Genomic DNA, 14,453 nt, shown 5'->3' on the forward strand with positions numbered 1-14,453 from the left:
CTCCTACTCGATGGCTTTTCTGGTGGACCGTGGTGCGACCATCGCGAGCAGGCTCAGTCCCACATTAGTTCGGTGTTGCCACCAACTCCGCGTCCGATTCTGAATCGCTGTGGGAGCGAGCCTGCTCGCGATGGCAACAACTCGGTTTATCAGAAAAAATTAGCCATCGAGCAATCGGAAAAACCGTTCGCGCACCTGTGGGCTATCGCTGTGCGCGACGTTGAAGCGCAGGAAGCTACCGGCATCAGCCGCTTTGCTCAATAAGGTGCCAGGTGCCAGGACGAGATCGTTTTCAAGACCTTTACTGGCCAGCGTCTCGGCGTGCAATCCTTCGGGCAAACGGGTCCAGATAAACAGGCCCTCACCCGGTAGCGAAGACACTGAGCATCCGGCCTCCAGCAACCAGCGTGCCACGCGGCTGCTCGATTCGTAGAGGCGATCGACTGTGCGGCGAGTGTGTTTTGTGTAACTGCCATTACTGAGCATCGTGCAGATAATTTGCTCCGCCAGCTCTGAGGTCACGCCGCCGCAGCTCATCTTCAAACGGATCAAGCGTGCTGCCAGTTGCGGCGAGAGCACCGCGTAGCTGACCCGGCTATTGGCGGTCAGGGTCTTGGAAAAACCGGAGACGTAGCTGATGTTGTCCAGACCACTCGCGGCCAGTCTCGGGGTGCGTCTTTGCTGAAGATCGCCATAAAGGTCATCTTCCACGATGTGGAAACCGTAACGGTGACTCAATTCCTGCAAACGATAAACCTGGGCGGCGGAGAACGAGTGGCCGGTCGGGTTGTGCAGCGTGCTGTTGGTCATGTACAGCACGGGGCGATGGGCAATCAGCAATTGCTCGAACGCCTCCAGATCCAGGCCCTCGCAATCGCGGGCAATGGTGATGACGTTGACGCCATGTAACGACAGGTTGGCGTGCATGTTGAAGTAGCACGGATCGTCCAGCAGCACCGTGTCACCGGGTTTGATCAACAGGCGCATCAGCAGGTCGATGGCTTGCACAGTGTTGGCGGTGGTGATGATCTGCCCCAGCGGCACGTCGATGCCGACGGTCGACAACTTCATCCGCAACGTCTCGCGCAGCGGCAGGTAACCGCCCACCTCACCGCATTCGCCCATGCGCAGCGCGGTCGCACGAAGGGTGCCCCGTACGGCTTTGAGCAGTTCTTCGGCGGGCAGCCACGAACCGGGCAGGAATCCACAACCAGGACGCAGCGCGCCATTGTTCAACAGCACAGCGCGGCGGACCCGACTGAGAATGTCCTGAGGTTGCAGATCCAGGCTCGCCACAGTCGGTGGCTGACTGTTGGCCCGTTGGGCGTAGTGGCCCGAGCCCTGGCGTGAAACCACTAGCCCCTTGGCGCGCAATCGGTCCAAGGCATCGACCACCGTGGATTTGCCGACGTTCATCAATTCGGAAAGTTCGCGAATCGGTGGCAATTTGGCCCCGTGAGGCAAGCCACCCTGGCTGATTGCCACAGACAGCTGATCGACAATCTGCTGCACCAGCGGAACTCCCGGCTGGAATTCGATGGCGGCGATCATTGCGCGCTGAGCCTGCATTTTACTGGTCTCCCTGGCAGTAAAGTTCGCTGGATTCTATACGAACTTGCTCTGATCAACGCAAACGTCTGTCTCTACCATGATCTGCACGGTTCGCATGATTGACCAAGGGGGTCCAGTAGATGATTCAGCAGATAACCCGCGATGAACGTTTCCTCACGATGGCGAAAGAACTCGGCTTTGATATCTACGACGAGAACGCTGCCGGGGGGCGCTACGCGCCGCTGCTTCGGCACGGCGATGAGGTGTATGTCAGTGGCCTGGTGCCGCGCATGAACGGCGAAATCCAGTACCCTGGCCGCGTCGGGCAGGAACTCGACATGGCCGATGCTCAAGAGGCCGCCAGCATCAGTGCGATACGCGGGCTGGCGCTGATCCGACAGGCTATTGGTTCACTGGATAACGTCAAGGCGCTCCTTCGCATCACGGTGTATGTGAAGTCCACACTCGATTTTGTGGATCTGAGCGAAGTGGCCAACGGTGCATCGGATGTCCTCATGCATATATTGCGCGATGCCGGTCGACATACGCGAACGACTGTCGGTGTTTACCAGTTGCCGAAAAACGCCCCTATCGAAATCGACATGATCGCGGCGCTGCATCCGTCGGTGTAATCAATTCAGCGGGCAATATTGGGTTCTTTGATGGACCGTGTCGCGGCCATCGCGAGCAAGCCCGCACACAGAGGGATCAGCAGTGCTTCAGGGGCTGTGCTTCAAATTTCACACTGGCTAAACCATGAGCCATCAGCGCACGGATATTGCCGTGATCGCTGCCCTCAGGGGTGGCGACGACCGAGCGATAGTGCTCACCGAACGCCAGCAAGGCTTCTTCATCGCTCAAGCCTTCCAGCAGCGCCAGCCCCAGGGTTTTGCACGAACCTTCGTTCTGCCCGGCAGCGTTTTCGACGCCGCCGTTGTTGAAGGCCCGGGGCTGGTATTCGTAGCCGGCGGCAATAAACGCCAGGGTCTGGGCGAAGGCGTGTTCGCCGCTCTTGAGGCTGGCGCGCAGGATGTTCAGATCAGTCATGCTTTCCGGCTCTTTCTTAACTGTTACATGTGATATTCACAAACGTATTCAGGCACTTACATATAGTAATTTTTTTTATTTTTTTTGAGATCATTTCGAACCACATGCAAGCTTACAGACGCGGTCCTTTGCTATCGTCCGAGCACTTGCTGAGTTATGGCGGGAGGGTATATGGAGCTTCAGGAATATTTCGCGCCTGGCTGCTGTTTGCTCCGTGTAGACACCTGTGACATCTGCGTAGGCGCGAGTCTTGAGTGTCACAAACACAAGGTGCGGAATTGCACTCCACTTGACCACCTGATTGCATCGGTACTGATCACTCGTTTGCATTGCATCTGACCAGCCATTTGCATCGGACTTGACCAGCAAGCTTAGTAACCATGATCGGTAAAGAGCTGCCCATTGCTGCCGGCGGTCACAGGCAGAAATCGGCCAGAAGCAGCCACTCGGCTGGATCCTTTCGTTTGATTATCGGATGGGGTTTATCCCGTCCCCGCCGAGCGAAGCGAACGCTTGAACCGTAGATTCGGCTCTAGGAGTACACGGTGCCGGGCGGCATTTTTATGCCGCGCAGTGCGCGGTAGCAAACATCATTTCCATATGCCAAGCATTTATCCTGGGCTTGAGCTTTGAGTATTAATGCTCGCAACCTTTGGACGATCCGAACGGCTCGACGTCTGAATAATCGCGGTTTGATTGGCCGCTTCTCTTGCCTTGGGTGTTGGATTTCACCGAGATACTCCTGCCAACTTGTTGGTCGCTGACAGAGCTGTGTTTCGAGATCGTTGAAAATTGCCAATGCGTCAGCTAGATCGTCAGTTCTCAAGCGGAACATTACATTCATTGCTGTAATGCTTATCTGTGCATCTCTTTGTGCATATTGTTCAAAAGCAGGTGCTATAAGGGAAAAATATCCAAACGCATGAAAGCAGTCGGATCTGAAAACAATTCGGTCTTCTGGGTCTAGCGGCCATAAACGCTCTGTTTTTTTCGAGGTATATAAGCCGATTATATGATGCATGGTGACTGTTCCTGACTACTGACATGCTTATGGGTGAAGGCTGGCTCAAACTCCTGCGAGGACTCAGCGTAGCAGGTTCATGCCATCCATTGGCCACTGCTTATGGCCGGTAGCGGCCCGTCGCGAAGGTGGGATACCGATCTATAGCTGCATCCCTCCGTTTGTTGGCGCCGACGCCAATTTGCCCCACGTGCTGACGCAAGACTGACCCATCTCCAAATCTGCACAAATTCAGCAAAGGCAATGTTTTGCGAGGAATAGAGTAGGTCAGTGACATCTCGGCAACTGGATCAATTCGGCGTCGGCGCCAACATCTCCGAGTCCGCTGGAGTTTTGAACGTGAAGATCCAGTTTGGCCGATAGCTGAGGTTCGTGTCAGCGCTGTTTGCCCGCGATAGCGCTTTTGACAATGCGATCGCGGACAAACTCTGGTCACGCAGCGTTTGCTAATTCAGCGCCGCTCGCCTGCCGCCAAATCGGCGCTGAACCTGCGCCACATCCCTGACCGCGCCGCGAGCCGCGTTCGATGTCAGCGCTGCATATGCCTGAAGCGCAGCCGACACTTTTCGAGCCCGTGATGCTGGCTGCCAGGCTTGCCCCTCCTTGGCGTCCATCGAGCGGTAACGCCGGCTCAAAGTCGTTTCCTCGACCATCAGTTCAACGGAACGGTTGGGAATATCGATCTTGATCACGTCCCCTGTTTCCACCAGGCCTATCAGTCCACCTTCCGCCGCTTCCGGTGATACATGGCCGATGGACAGGCCGGAGCTGCCGCCCGAAAACCGCCCATCGGTCAAAAGAGCGCAGGACTTGGCCAGCGCTTTGGATTTGAGATAGCTGGTGGGGTAAAGCATTTCCTGCATACCAGGGCCGCCCTTGGGGCCTTCGTAGCGGATGACCACGACATCGCCAGGCATAATCTGGTCGCCGAGGATGCCAGCCACGGCGGCCTCCTGGCTTTCGAAGACCACGGCTTTGCCTTTGAATACCAGCATGGAGGGGTCGACGCTGGCTGTTTTGACGATGCAGCCCTCCGGCGCCAGGTTGCCAAACAGCACTGCGAGGCCTCCGTCCTTGCTGAAAGCCTGTTCAGCGCATCGGATAGCGCCCGTTGACCTGTCTGTGTCCAGATCATTCCAGCGCGCTGACTGACTGAACGCTCTCTGGGTGGGGGCATTGCCCGGCGCTGCACGGAAAAATGTCTGCACCTGCTCGTCCGGGCGGCGGGCGATGTCCCAGCGGTCCAGCGCGTCTTTCAAAGTGGGCGCGTGGACGACAGGCAAACCCGTGTCGATCAAGCCTGCACGGTCCAACTCGCCAAGGATCGCCATGATGCCACCGGCTCGATGCACGTTCTCGATGTGAACATCGCTACAGGCGGGCGCGACTTTGCACAGCCACGGGACTCGGCGAGACAGCAGGTCAATGTCGGCCATGTTGAACTCCACACCGCCTTCGCGCGCAGCTGCCAATAGGTGAAGGACGGTGTTGGTCGAGCCGCCCATGGCGATGTCCAGGCTCATGGCGTTTGAAAAAGCCGCTCGGTTGGCAATGTTGCGCGGCAACGTCCGCGCGTCGTCTTGTTCATACCAACGTTTGGCTAACTCGACGATCAGCCGACCGCTCTGGCGAAACAATCCCTCACGCTCAACATGAGTCGCCAGTACCGTACCATTGCCCGGTAATGCCAGGCCAAGTGCTTCCGTCAGGCAGTTCATTGAGTTGGCAGTGAACATGCCGGAGCACGAACCGCAGGTAGGGCAGGCGGCACGCTCGACCGCCGCGACCTCCTCGTCGCTATAGGAATCATCGGCGGCGATCACCATCGCGTCGATCAGGTCCAGAGACTGGAGCTTGCCTTTGATCTCCGCCTTCCCGGCCTCCATCGCACCACCAGAAACGAACACGGTAGGGATGTTCAGGCGCATGGCGGCCATCAGCATGCCGGGGGTGATTTTGTCGCAGTTGGAGATGCACACCAGTGCATCGGCGCAATGGGCATTGACCATGTATTCAACGGCATCGGCGATCAGTTCCCGCGAGGGCAATGAATAGAGCATGCCGTCATGGCCCATGGCGATGCCATCGTCGACGGCGATGGTATTGAACTCCTTCGCCACGCCGCCTGCCTGCGCCACTTCGCCGGCGACCAGTTGGCCGAGATCCTTGAGGTGTACGTGACCTGGGACAAACTGCGTGAAGCTGTTGGCGATGGCAATGATGGGTTTGCCGAAGTCATCATCGGTCATGCCTGTGGCTCGCCAAAGGCTGCGGGCGCCGGCCATATTGCGGCCGTGGGTAGTGGTTCTCGAACGATAAGCGGGCATTGAATCCTCCTGGGCTGACGGTATGGACTCAGGCTAGCGATTGTGTAGATGATATTAAAATATATTATTTATGGCTTATTAAGTCTTTGGAGATATAAGAGATGGATGTTCGCCAGCTCAGGCATTTTGTAGCTGTCGCCCAGACCTTGCATTTCAGCCTGGCAGCGCAACGCCTGTGCATGACCCAGCCACCGCTGAGCCAGTCAATCATGGCGCTGGAGCGCGAAGTTGGCGCGTCGCTGTTCGTACGCACCAAGCGCAGCGTGGCGCTGACCCCGTTCGCCGAGCAGTGGCTACCTCAGGTGCGGGCCGCGCTCGGCGCCATCGATGCGCTTGGCAATACGGCGCAAGCCATTCTTCGGGGCGATGCCGGCACGCTGGAACTGTCTTTTGTCAGCACCGCCGACTACAGCATTCTTCCCATGCTGGTCCAACGCTTCCGTAGCCTGTATCCGGCGGTGGAACTTTCGCTGATGGAGGCCACTAGTGACCTTCAGATAGCGGCGCTGGTCGAGGGGCAGGGGCACGCAGGCATTGTGATCGCCAACCCTTGGGCCTCTATTCCCGATCAATTGGCCTACCGATTTTTGGTAGTTGAGCCACTGATTGCCGCTGTGCCGGAGACGTGGATGCTAGACGGGCGCTTGGTCGATGTGGATGGACGGTTATCTTCAGACACGATGATTTCTTGCCCTTTGGTGGTATTTCCCAGGCGTGCGGCACCGGCGTTCTATGATCTGGTCACCGGCTACTACACAGCGTGCGGCGGTAGCCTGCATATTGCCCAGCATGCTATCCAGATGCAGACAATCATCAGCTTGGTATCGGCAGGCATGGGCATTGCGCTGGTGCCTGCATCAATGCGTCACCTGGCGCGCTCGGGGGTGCGCTATCTCACTTTGGAGAATACTGCGCCGCATCTGGAAACAGGCCTGGTCTACCGCCGCGACGATACGACGCCGACCCTCACCAACTTCCTGTACATGGCCAGTCAATTGCTCGAGCTGGACATGAACTGATCCCAGGCAGGGCGATTAAGCGCCGGACACGCCAGGTCGGTAATGCGATCTATTACGGAGTTGGTGCTTGTTGGCGTTGTTAGGTGTGACGCCCTGACGCGATCCAATGGCGCCAAGGTCCGCTTCTGGCCGATTTCGGCCAGTGGCGACCGGCTGAAATCGAGTAGCTAACGAACCAAAGTGGCCGGTAAGCCGAGCCAAGGTAAGCGAGCGAGGGGCTCTGTGTAAGACCAAAGAACGAAATAAATGCCAATATCCCTGGCTCTGAGCTTTCCATACAACGAAAGGCCCGCTTGCGCGGGCCTTTCGTTGTATGGGGTAAAAACCTGACAGCCGTGGCCTTTATTGTGCTGCTTCCTCGATCAGATTGGCGACAGTCTGCGCATTCGACACCATCACAACATGTGAAGCACCTTTGACTACCACTGTTTGCTTGGCGTGCGCACGTTCCGCCATGAAAGCCATGGCTTGGGGTGGGATGTTTTTATCTTTGTCGCCATAAACAAACCACGATGGAATGGTTTTCCAAGCCGGTTCGGTAGCGGCCTCGTTCAACGCGGCAACAGTGATGGGACGCTGACCGGCAGCCATCAGACGGGCGTCCGCCTCAGATACGTCAGCCGCAAACTGGTCGTGGAATTTGTCTTGCTGGATATAGAGATCTTTGCCGCCGTCAGCAAGATCAATAGGGGCTGCCAAGGCCGAGGCCAGCGTGCCCCCAGGGAAACGTCCAGCCAGCTCCGCCGCCGTTTCGCCCTTTTCCGGCGTGAAGGCGGCGACATACACCAAGCCTTTCACATTCTGACTGCCGTAAGCCGCCTCGCTAATGACTGCTCCACCGTAGGAGTGGCCAACCAGTACGACGGGCGTTTTAACGCTTTTGACGATGCTCGCAACGGACTGGGCATCACTAGCAACGCCACGCAATGGATTGGCGGCGGCAATGACGGGATAGCCGTCTTTTTCCAGAATCTTCACCACGCCATTCCAACTCGACGAATCAGCAAAAGCGCCGTGCACGAGAATTACCGTTGGCTTGACGTCAGCCGCATGCGCCAAGCAGGTTGTAGCGAGAGCGGTGGTGAGGGCCAAACCTGAGAAAATCTTTTTCATGGCTACTTTTCCTGAATATTTGACTGAAATGGTTTTGTCTTTAGCGCTAAATGTTTGTGCGCTAACCGAGTGAGTTAAATTTAACGCGCCAATAGTTTGCGCGCAAGTGTTTTTGGAGTAAAAATTTTGACCTTATTCTTATAATGTTGATTTAAAAGAATTTTGTTTTGGTTTTTTTTTGCGATCGCAAGGCTGTCATGCTGCTGATTAGCTCATCAGCGGCCTGATTGGTGTTCCGCACTCAGCGTCTGCACAGGGGCTTTGTTAGACAAGTGTCAGAAGATACCGCTCAGACCTGCACAATCTCGGGTCCTAGCAGGTGGTGCTCGCGGATTGAGAGATGGGAGATATGAACAGCACTCATCGAGTGGCAGTAGCGCTATGCGTTAAATCTGCGGCACAAAAAAGCCCGACTCAATGGTCGGGCTTTTTTGTATTCGGTGTGGGGTCGATTACCAGTTCATGGTTTGCAATCTCAGGGCAATGAGTCGTTGTCACTTCAAATGAATTTTGAGCTCTTGCGAAGCCTGCAGCATCGCCGACCGCACTTCCGGCACCTGGCTGACCACGTTCAATAGACCGTAATCGTGGATCATGCCGTTGTAACGCACGGCGGTGACCTGGACGCCTGCCTGATCCAGCTTGCGAGCGTAGGCTTCGCCTTCGTCACGTAGTACGTCGGCACTGGCGGTTTGTACCAGCGCAGGCGGTAGCCCTTTCAACTGATCCAGTGAAGCCCGCAACGGCGAGGCGTAGATCTCGGCGCGTTGCTTCGGATCGGTGGTGTAGTTGTCCCAGAACCACTTCATCATGTTGCGGGTGAGGAAGTGACCCTCGGCGAACTGGTTGTACGAACCGGTTTCAAAACTGGCATCAGTCACCGGCCACAGCAGCACCTGATATTTGATCGCCGGCGTACCTTTGTCCTTGGCCATCAGACTAACGACGGCCGCCATGTTGCCCCCGACGCTGTTACCCGCCACGGCCAGGCGCTTGCCGTCGACGTTGATTTCCTGGCCGTGCTCGGCCACCCATTTCGTCGCTGCATACGCTTGGTTGATCGCCGTCGGGTAGTGCGCCTCAGGCGAGGAGGTGTAGTTGACGAACACCGCCGCCGCACCGGAACCCTCAACCAGATCGCGCACCAAACGCTCGTGGGTCGGAAAGTCACCGAGCACCCAGCCGCCGCCGTGGAAGTACATGAACACAGGCAGGGGGCCTTTTACACCTGCCGGCCGCACGATGGTCAGGCTGATGTCCTGGCCATCGACTGAGATGGTCTTTTGGCTGACATCGGCTTTAGGCAGGGTCAGTTTGACCCCAGCCTGAGCCCCGGTCAGTACGGCGCGGGCATCTTTTGGTGAAAGCTGCTCGATGGGCGTGCCACCACCGGCGTTCAGTGCATCGAGGAATGCCTGGGTGTTGTGCTCGACGCCAGTGTCAGTGGCTGCGAACGCATTGCCGATCGACAGAGCGAGAAGCGAGCCAACGAGCGTTTTACCAAAAGTGTTCATGTTCAGATTCTTCTTTTTAGTTGGCTGAGTTAGACGGTGACGTGCAGACGGACGTCGACATTGCCGCGTGTGGCGTTGGAGTACGGGCAAACCTGGTGAGCTGCGTCGACCAGCGCTTGAGCATCTGCTTGATCCAGCCCCGGCAGGTTGACGTTCAAGTCGATGTCCAGACCAAAGCCCCCGGGGATCTGACCGATGCCAACCTGGGCAGTGATCGAGGCGTCAGCAGGGATGCTGCGTTTGCTTTGGCTTGCAACAAATTTCAATGCACCGATGAAGCAGGCCGAGTAACCGGCAGCGAATAGCTGCTCAGGGTTGGTAGCTTCGCCACCAGCACCGCCCAGTTCTTTCGGGGTCGTCAGTTTTACGTCGAGAATCTTGTCACTGGAAACAGCACGGCCATCACGGCCACCGGTAGCGGTTGCGACTGCGGTATAGAGAACTTTCATGGCTACTTTTCCTGAATATTTGACTGAAATGGTTTTGTCTTTAGCGCTAAATGTTTGTGCGCTAACCGAGTGAGATAAATTTAGCGCACATGTAGTTTGCGCACAAGCTTTTTTGGAGTGAATATTTGAACTAATGGTTATGTTGTTGATTTAAAAGGATTTTGTTTTGGTTTTTTTGAGCGATCTCAAGGCTGCCGTGCTGCCCATCGCTGCTGATTAGCTCATTCAGCGCCCTGATAGGCGTTCCGCACACCGGTCAGCAGCAGGCCTTCGTCAGGCTAAGTGTCAGAAGATGCCGCTCAGGCCTGCACAATCTCTGGCCGTAGAGGTATGAACCGCACTCATAGAGTGGCCAGATTTCATCAAGGCACAGCGACGAGTCGGAAGGGTCGCCGGTGGCACGCCGGCTCTACGCGTAAACCTGGGGTATACGCCTGCAAGACTGTTCTCGTGGAGTGGGGCAAACGCTTAACGGCCTTGTCTACGTTTTACCTACAAAACAGCGACAGCGGCTTTCGACAGTGCAAGGGTGAGAGACTATCGGCGGGGGCCAGCGCAATGGCCGGCCCTGGGGAAGGAGAAAATCAAAAACTGTCGTGCAGATTGCGGCGCAGATGAAGAAGATCTTTCTGCATGGTTTGCAGCTGTTCCAGGCTTGTCCCGGTGGCCGCCAGAATGCATTGAGGAATACTTTTGGCCTTATTGTGTAGGGCTTTCCCCTGTTGGGTCAGGTGCAGGTGAACCACCCGCTGGTCTTCCTGGCTGCGGGTACGTTTGATCATCCCCTCCACTTCCAAGCGTTTGAGTAGCGGTGTCAGCGAGCCTGGATCGGTCAACAGCCTGGTGCTGACTTCTCCAACAGTTAGACCATCATTTTCCCATAACACCAGCATCGCTAGATATTGTGGGTAAGTCAGGTTGAGCTCCTGAAGGAGTGGTTTGTACACCTTGGTCATCATCAACGAGGTGGAGTACAGGGCGAAACACAGCTGGTTATGCAGCAGCAAATCATCACAACTGCCAGCGCCTGCAGTGGTGAAGCTGTCATCGACAGTCATCAGGTGATCCTTGGAGTCAGAGGTGCTAACAATTTAGCGCCAATATCTTTAGTGCGCAATGTAATTTCTCAATGCCACTGCTCAATACCACTGATTGGCCGAAACACTGACCTAAGGTCTCGGCGAGGTCGCGAGTGCACCCTCCAAAACCACCGACCAGGAAAATCGGCTTACCTGCCTTCAACGAAAGAAGCACTTCTTCAGCAATGCCCGGCATGGCACCCTTGTAGCCTTCTACCGACCGCCTATAACTACTCTTGCGTCTGAGTCCGACATCATCGTGATACGCATAGATGTAAGCCCATCTGCCCACTCTTGCTCTGTAGGCACTTGAGATGGAAGGCCGCGACGCTCTTCAATGGGTAGCCCGCTACCGTCAATTCGAAGGCAAACAACTTCAGCAGAATCTTCAACTTCAACGATCTGCGTTTCCAGTTCAGCAACTGGCTGCTGGATGTGGACGGGCCAAGCGAGATAGTTTGTAACTCCAGTACGGCTATCACCCTCGTCAGCGTCTCGACGATGTCGGGCAACTAGTTCGAATAGTAGCTCGCTGAATCCATGTTGTCGTAGATCTCCTCCATAGATCAGCCTCGCTCCCAGCGCCAGAAAATGACGAGCCACCGGTCCATGAGTTGGCATAACAATAGACCGCATCGATATAACTGGTTATAAGAAAAATCGCTATGCTGCGATCCGGTTATTTCTCCTGCGATTTCTCTGGACGTATTAATGGAATTCGGTAATTTCGGGTTGGTCGTTGCAGGTTTGGTAGTCGGCTTTATTGTCGGTATGACCGGCGTCGGGGGCGGTTCGTTGATGACTCCCATTCTGTTGTGGTTCGGTGTCAACCCGGCTACGGCGGTAGGCACGGATTTGCTGTACGCGGCCATTACCAAATCCAGTGGTGTGCTGGTTCATCGCAAGAACAAGAACATCGACTGGGCGATCACCGGTTGGCTGACGCTCGGCAGTGTTCCGGCGGTGGCGCTGACGCTGTGGTTCCTGAGCCGTTTGCAGACCTCGCCCGACGCGATGAATGCCGTTATCAAACAAGCCTTGGGCTTCGTATTGTTCGCCACGGCGCTGGCGATTTTCTTCAAGAAACGCTTGCTCGATTTCGCCCACAAACGGGCGGGCGGCCACTATAACCCCAGCGGCTCTCGGTTGAATGTGCTGACCGTCATTACAGGTCTGGTCCTTGGCACCATGGTGGCCCTGAGCTCCATCGGGGCTGGCGCCTTGGGCACAGTAGCGCTGTTCATTCTGTACCCAATGCTGCCTACCCGCCGCCTGGTCGGCACCGAAATCGCTCACGCGGTACCCCTGACCCTGGTCGCCGGCCTGGGCCACGCAAGCATGGGCAACATGGATTGGCACATTTTGGGCTACTTGCTGGTCGGCTCGTTGCCGGGGATTTATCTGGGTAGCCACTTGACTGGGCGTATCTCCGACGAACTGCTGCGTCCGTGCCTGGCCACGATGCTGGTGTTGATCGGCTATAAGCTGGCGTTCTGATCCGGCACCCTATAGATCACAAAACTTAGTGGAATCATGCTCACGCTGACGTAGTCAAAACTATGACCATGTTCAGATGAGGTCATGACGTCCATGAACAGTCCCGCAAACGATCTCCTGCAACGGTCCGCCGCCCCCGCGGCGAGTCACCCGGCAACGCGGCCAACGTGCTGCGCCGTCATGTCGAACCGTTGCCAGCATTCGACTCACCTGAATTTGGCGAACTGTTCGACCGCTTTGGCGATGCCAGCGTGGTGCTGATCGGTGAAGCCAGCCACGGCACCCAGGACTTCTACCAGGCCCGAGCGGCGATCACCCGCCGCCTGATCGAGCAGCACGGCTTTGGCATCGTCGCGGTCGAAGCCGGCTGGCCTGATGCCGGTCAGATCGACCGATGTGTCCGCGACCTGGGCCGCTCCGCGTGGAAAAAACAGGCCTTTGCCCGATTCCCCACCTGGGCGTGGGTGAGGGATTTCATGCGTTGGTACTCGCAGGATCAAACCCGGTACTAGCGCCGCCACTGGCACTCCGACGAGGTACCAAATGCCTGTGTACAGATCGGCCCCCATGCTTGGGTAAAGGAGAATGGGAGCGATCAGCTGAATAGGTAAGATCATCTCTACGGCGGACTGTCATTCCTATCCTGGCTTTCAGCATCGTGCTTGCTGGGATAGCGTAGACGGGAACGTTCTTGCACCGTGAGTCCGCTATGGGTCCAGGCTGTGTAAAAACGCAGGCACTGATTTTAAGCCCGCGTTGCTACGTAAAATCTGCCCATACTTGGTGAAGTACCGGAGCTGAAATTTGCGTAGGAACGGGATTTTTGCTCTGCTTCTGACCGTCAAACCAGCTCCAAAACGTTTTTACACAGCCTCGGCCGGTTTCTGCCTGTCACGAGGGGCAGAAATCGGCCAAAAGCAGCCCTTCGATGTGGCTACAAAACCAGAGGCGGGGTTTACTCACAACGGAGATGCGGGCCAACCCCAACTTCAACAGTTCCTTACGTAGCAGTGAGAGCTCAAGCACAGCCATTCCAGCCTGCCATTCGATCGACAGCAAATGGCTCAACTTTTATTGGCTGACCAAGGGCTCAGCCAGAAAGTAGCTTTTGCACTCGCGGATGCCGATGACGTTCAACAGCCAGTCTCCGCCCTGCGCCGCCAGCCAGTGACCGATCGTTGAACGATGCGTTTGGATCAGCGCACTGGCATCCTACACCGCCATCTGCGCGAAAACCTGCGGCAGGTTGCTATCGGCTTTCAGCCGTTTCATATCAACCGCCAACGCGCCAATCAGGTCTGACTCGATAGTGGCTTGACATTCGGAGAAGTACCGCTCGGGCCAGTCCGCTTCCAGTTTCGCCCGCCGTGCGAGGACTTCATAAGCCCGGATATCCGATTGGGTGGTCAACTGTCCTGAAAAATCAGGACGTCAGCAAATGTGGATTTCGCGTAGAAACGCGATTTTCAGTCTAGTTTTGAGTACCTGTCGCGCTCAAAAACGTTTTTACACAGCCTCGTCCAAAAGCTGCCAGCTGCCAGCTGCCAGCTGCCAGTCGGACAGCGTCTCAAGCGTCATCCGCTGGCGAGTTTCATAGTCTATCTCACCTCGGTGCAGCGCAGTCTGTATGTAGCCGCGATCATCCGCATTTTTCTGTTGTGGTTTCTGACGCGTCTTGTGAGACGTGTCTCTTTTTTTTGTAAGAAAGTTTCCGTCACCTTGAACCGAAATCGATATGCAGGGTCTGGTGTGCGCGTAGTTTTGCGCATCAGCAACGTGAGTGTTTTGTGGGAGTAAGCCGGTATATGGCTATTCGTCCGCTCGCGAGCTTGCTGT

The 14,453-nt window shown here is 56.1% G+C and carries 11 protein-coding genes and 3 pseudogenes; 4 read left to right on the forward strand and 10 right to left on the reverse strand.

Annotated elements, in window-relative coordinates; translation table 11 throughout:
• Positions 1–159 precede the first annotated feature (159 nt).
• Entirely contained in the window at positions 160–1,569 is a 1,410-nt protein-coding gene (locus tag ACZ3HH_RS27440; RefSeq protein WP_465809389.1) for an aminotransferase-like domain-containing protein, read from the reverse strand.
• A gap of 122 nt (positions 1,570–1,691) precedes the next feature.
• Here ACZ3HH_RS27440 and ACZ3HH_RS27445 point away from each other — a divergent pair, with 122 nt between their 5' ends.
• The gene (locus ACZ3HH_RS27445; protein ID WP_465809391.1) at positions 1,692–2,183 is read left to right on the forward strand and encodes a RidA family protein; all 492 of its coding nucleotides are present in this window, start codon (positions 1,692–1,694) and stop codon (positions 2,181–2,183) included.
• A gap of 76 nt (positions 2,184–2,259) precedes the next feature.
• Here the strand turns inward: ACZ3HH_RS27445 and ACZ3HH_RS27450 are convergent, their stop codons facing one another.
• The 3 genes from ACZ3HH_RS27450 to ilvD all read right to left on the reverse strand — a co-directional run bounded on the left by ACZ3HH_RS27450 (position 2,260) and on the right by ilvD (position 5,946).
• Positions 2,260–2,598, reverse strand: a complete 339-nt coding sequence (locus tag ACZ3HH_RS27450; protein WP_465809393.1) for a HopJ type III effector protein — start codon at positions 2,596–2,598, stop codon at positions 2,260–2,262.
• Positions 2,599–3,130: 532 nt separating this feature from the next.
• Positions 3,131–3,619, reverse strand: coding sequence for a hypothetical protein (locus ACZ3HH_RS27455; RefSeq protein ID WP_465809395.1), 489 nt, complete (start codon positions 3,617–3,619; stop codon positions 3,131–3,133).
• A gap of 446 nt (positions 3,620–4,065) precedes the next feature.
• On the reverse strand, positions 4,066–5,946 hold the full coding sequence (gene ilvD / locus ACZ3HH_RS27460; protein WP_465809397.1) for a dihydroxy-acid dehydratase: 1,881 nt from the start codon (positions 5,944–5,946) through the stop codon (positions 4,066–4,068).
• Positions 5,947–6,047: 101 nt separating this feature from the next.
• Between ilvD and ACZ3HH_RS27465 the strand changes: the two genes are divergently transcribed.
• Positions 6,048–6,965, forward strand: a complete 918-nt coding sequence (locus ACZ3HH_RS27465) for a LysR substrate-binding domain-containing protein (RefSeq protein WP_465809399.1) — start codon at positions 6,048–6,050, stop codon at positions 6,963–6,965.
• A 342-nt stretch (positions 6,966–7,307) separates the two neighbouring features.
• Here the strand turns inward: ACZ3HH_RS27465 and ACZ3HH_RS27470 are convergent, their stop codons facing one another.
• From ACZ3HH_RS27470 to ACZ3HH_RS27490, 5 genes and pseudogenes are all read right to left on the reverse strand, one after another.
• The gene (locus ACZ3HH_RS27470; RefSeq protein ID WP_465809402.1) at positions 7,308–8,078 is read right to left on the reverse strand and encodes an alpha/beta fold hydrolase; all 771 of its coding nucleotides are present in this window, start codon (positions 8,076–8,078) and stop codon (positions 7,308–7,310) included.
• Positions 8,079–8,572: 494 nt separating this feature from the next.
• Positions 8,573–9,592: an alpha/beta hydrolase gene (locus ACZ3HH_RS27475; RefSeq protein ID WP_465809404.1), complete on the reverse strand. Its 1,020-nt coding sequence runs from the start codon at positions 9,590–9,592 to the stop codon at positions 8,573–8,575.
• Between the two features lie 29 nt (positions 9,593–9,621).
• On the reverse strand, positions 9,622–10,041 hold the full coding sequence (locus ACZ3HH_RS27480; RefSeq protein ID WP_465809406.1) for an organic hydroperoxide resistance protein: 420 nt from the start codon (positions 10,039–10,041) through the stop codon (positions 9,622–9,624).
• 584 nt (positions 10,042–10,625) lie between these two features.
• Positions 10,626–11,099, reverse strand: coding sequence for a MarR family winged helix-turn-helix transcriptional regulator (locus tag ACZ3HH_RS27485; RefSeq protein WP_465809408.1), 474 nt, complete (start codon positions 11,097–11,099; stop codon positions 10,626–10,628).
• Positions 11,100–11,124: 25 nt separating this feature from the next.
• Positions 11,125–11,756, reverse strand: a pseudogene (locus tag ACZ3HH_RS27490) (hypothetical protein).
• A gap of 75 nt (positions 11,757–11,831) precedes the next feature.
• On the opposite strand from ACZ3HH_RS27490, the gene ACZ3HH_RS27495 reads away from it, so the two are divergent.
• Complete coding sequence (locus ACZ3HH_RS27495; RefSeq protein WP_465809410.1) at positions 11,832–12,617, forward strand: sulfite exporter TauE/SafE family protein; 786 nt, start codon at positions 11,832–11,834, stop codon at positions 12,615–12,617.
• A 93-nt stretch (positions 12,618–12,710) separates the two neighbouring features.
• Positions 12,711–13,102: pseudogene (locus ACZ3HH_RS27500) on the forward strand (erythromycin esterase family protein); the annotation flags it as partial.
• Between the two features lie 406 nt (positions 13,103–13,508).
• On the opposite strand, the pseudogene ACZ3HH_RS27505 reads toward ACZ3HH_RS27500, so the two are convergent.
• Positions 13,509–14,042, reverse strand: a pseudogene (locus ACZ3HH_RS27505) (DHH family phosphoesterase); the annotation flags it as partial.
• Positions 14,043–14,453: the final 411 nt, after the last annotated feature.

The sequence above is a fragment of the Pseudomonas sp. PME37.24/025 genome, from assembly GCF_055556615.1.

Excerpts from the sequence above, each read along its gene's own strand:
- ilvD (WP_465809397.1), bottom strand. The coding sequence starts at position 5,946 with ATGCCCGCTTATCGTTCGAGAACCACTACCCACGGCCGCAATATGGCC.
- ACZ3HH_RS27465 (WP_465809399.1), top strand. The coding sequence starts at position 6,048 with ATGGATGTTCGCCAGCTCAGGCATTTTGTAGCTGTCGCCCAGACCTTG.
- ACZ3HH_RS27495 (WP_465809410.1), top strand. The coding sequence starts at position 11,832 with ATGGAATTCGGTAATTTCGGGTTGGTCGTTGCAGGTTTGGTAGTCGGC.
- ACZ3HH_RS27450 (WP_465809393.1), bottom strand. The coding sequence starts at position 2,598 with ATGACTGATCTGAACATCCTGCGCGCCAGCCTCAAGAGCGGCGAACAC.
- ACZ3HH_RS27445 (WP_465809391.1), top strand. The coding sequence starts at position 1,692 with ATGATTCAGCAGATAACCCGCGATGAACGTTTCCTCACGATGGCGAAA.
- ACZ3HH_RS27475 (WP_465809404.1), bottom strand. The coding sequence starts at position 9,592 with ATGAACACTTTTGGTAAAACGCTCGTTGGCTCGCTTCTCGCTCTGTCG.
- ACZ3HH_RS27455 (WP_465809395.1), bottom strand. The coding sequence starts at position 3,619 with ATGCATCATATAATCGGCTTATATACCTCGAAAAAAACAGAGCGTTTA.
- ACZ3HH_RS27470 (WP_465809402.1), bottom strand. The coding sequence starts at position 8,078 with ATGAAAAAGATTTTCTCAGGTTTGGCCCTCACCACCGCTCTCGCTACA.
- ACZ3HH_RS27485 (WP_465809408.1), bottom strand. The coding sequence starts at position 11,099 with ATGACTGTCGATGACAGCTTCACCACTGCAGGCGCTGGCAGTTGTGAT.
- ACZ3HH_RS27480 (WP_465809406.1), bottom strand. The coding sequence starts at position 10,041 with ATGAAAGTTCTCTATACCGCAGTCGCAACCGCTACCGGTGGCCGTGAT.
- ACZ3HH_RS27440 (WP_465809389.1), bottom strand. The coding sequence starts at position 1,569 with ATGCAGGCTCAGCGCGCAATGATCGCCGCCATCGAATTCCAGCCGGGA.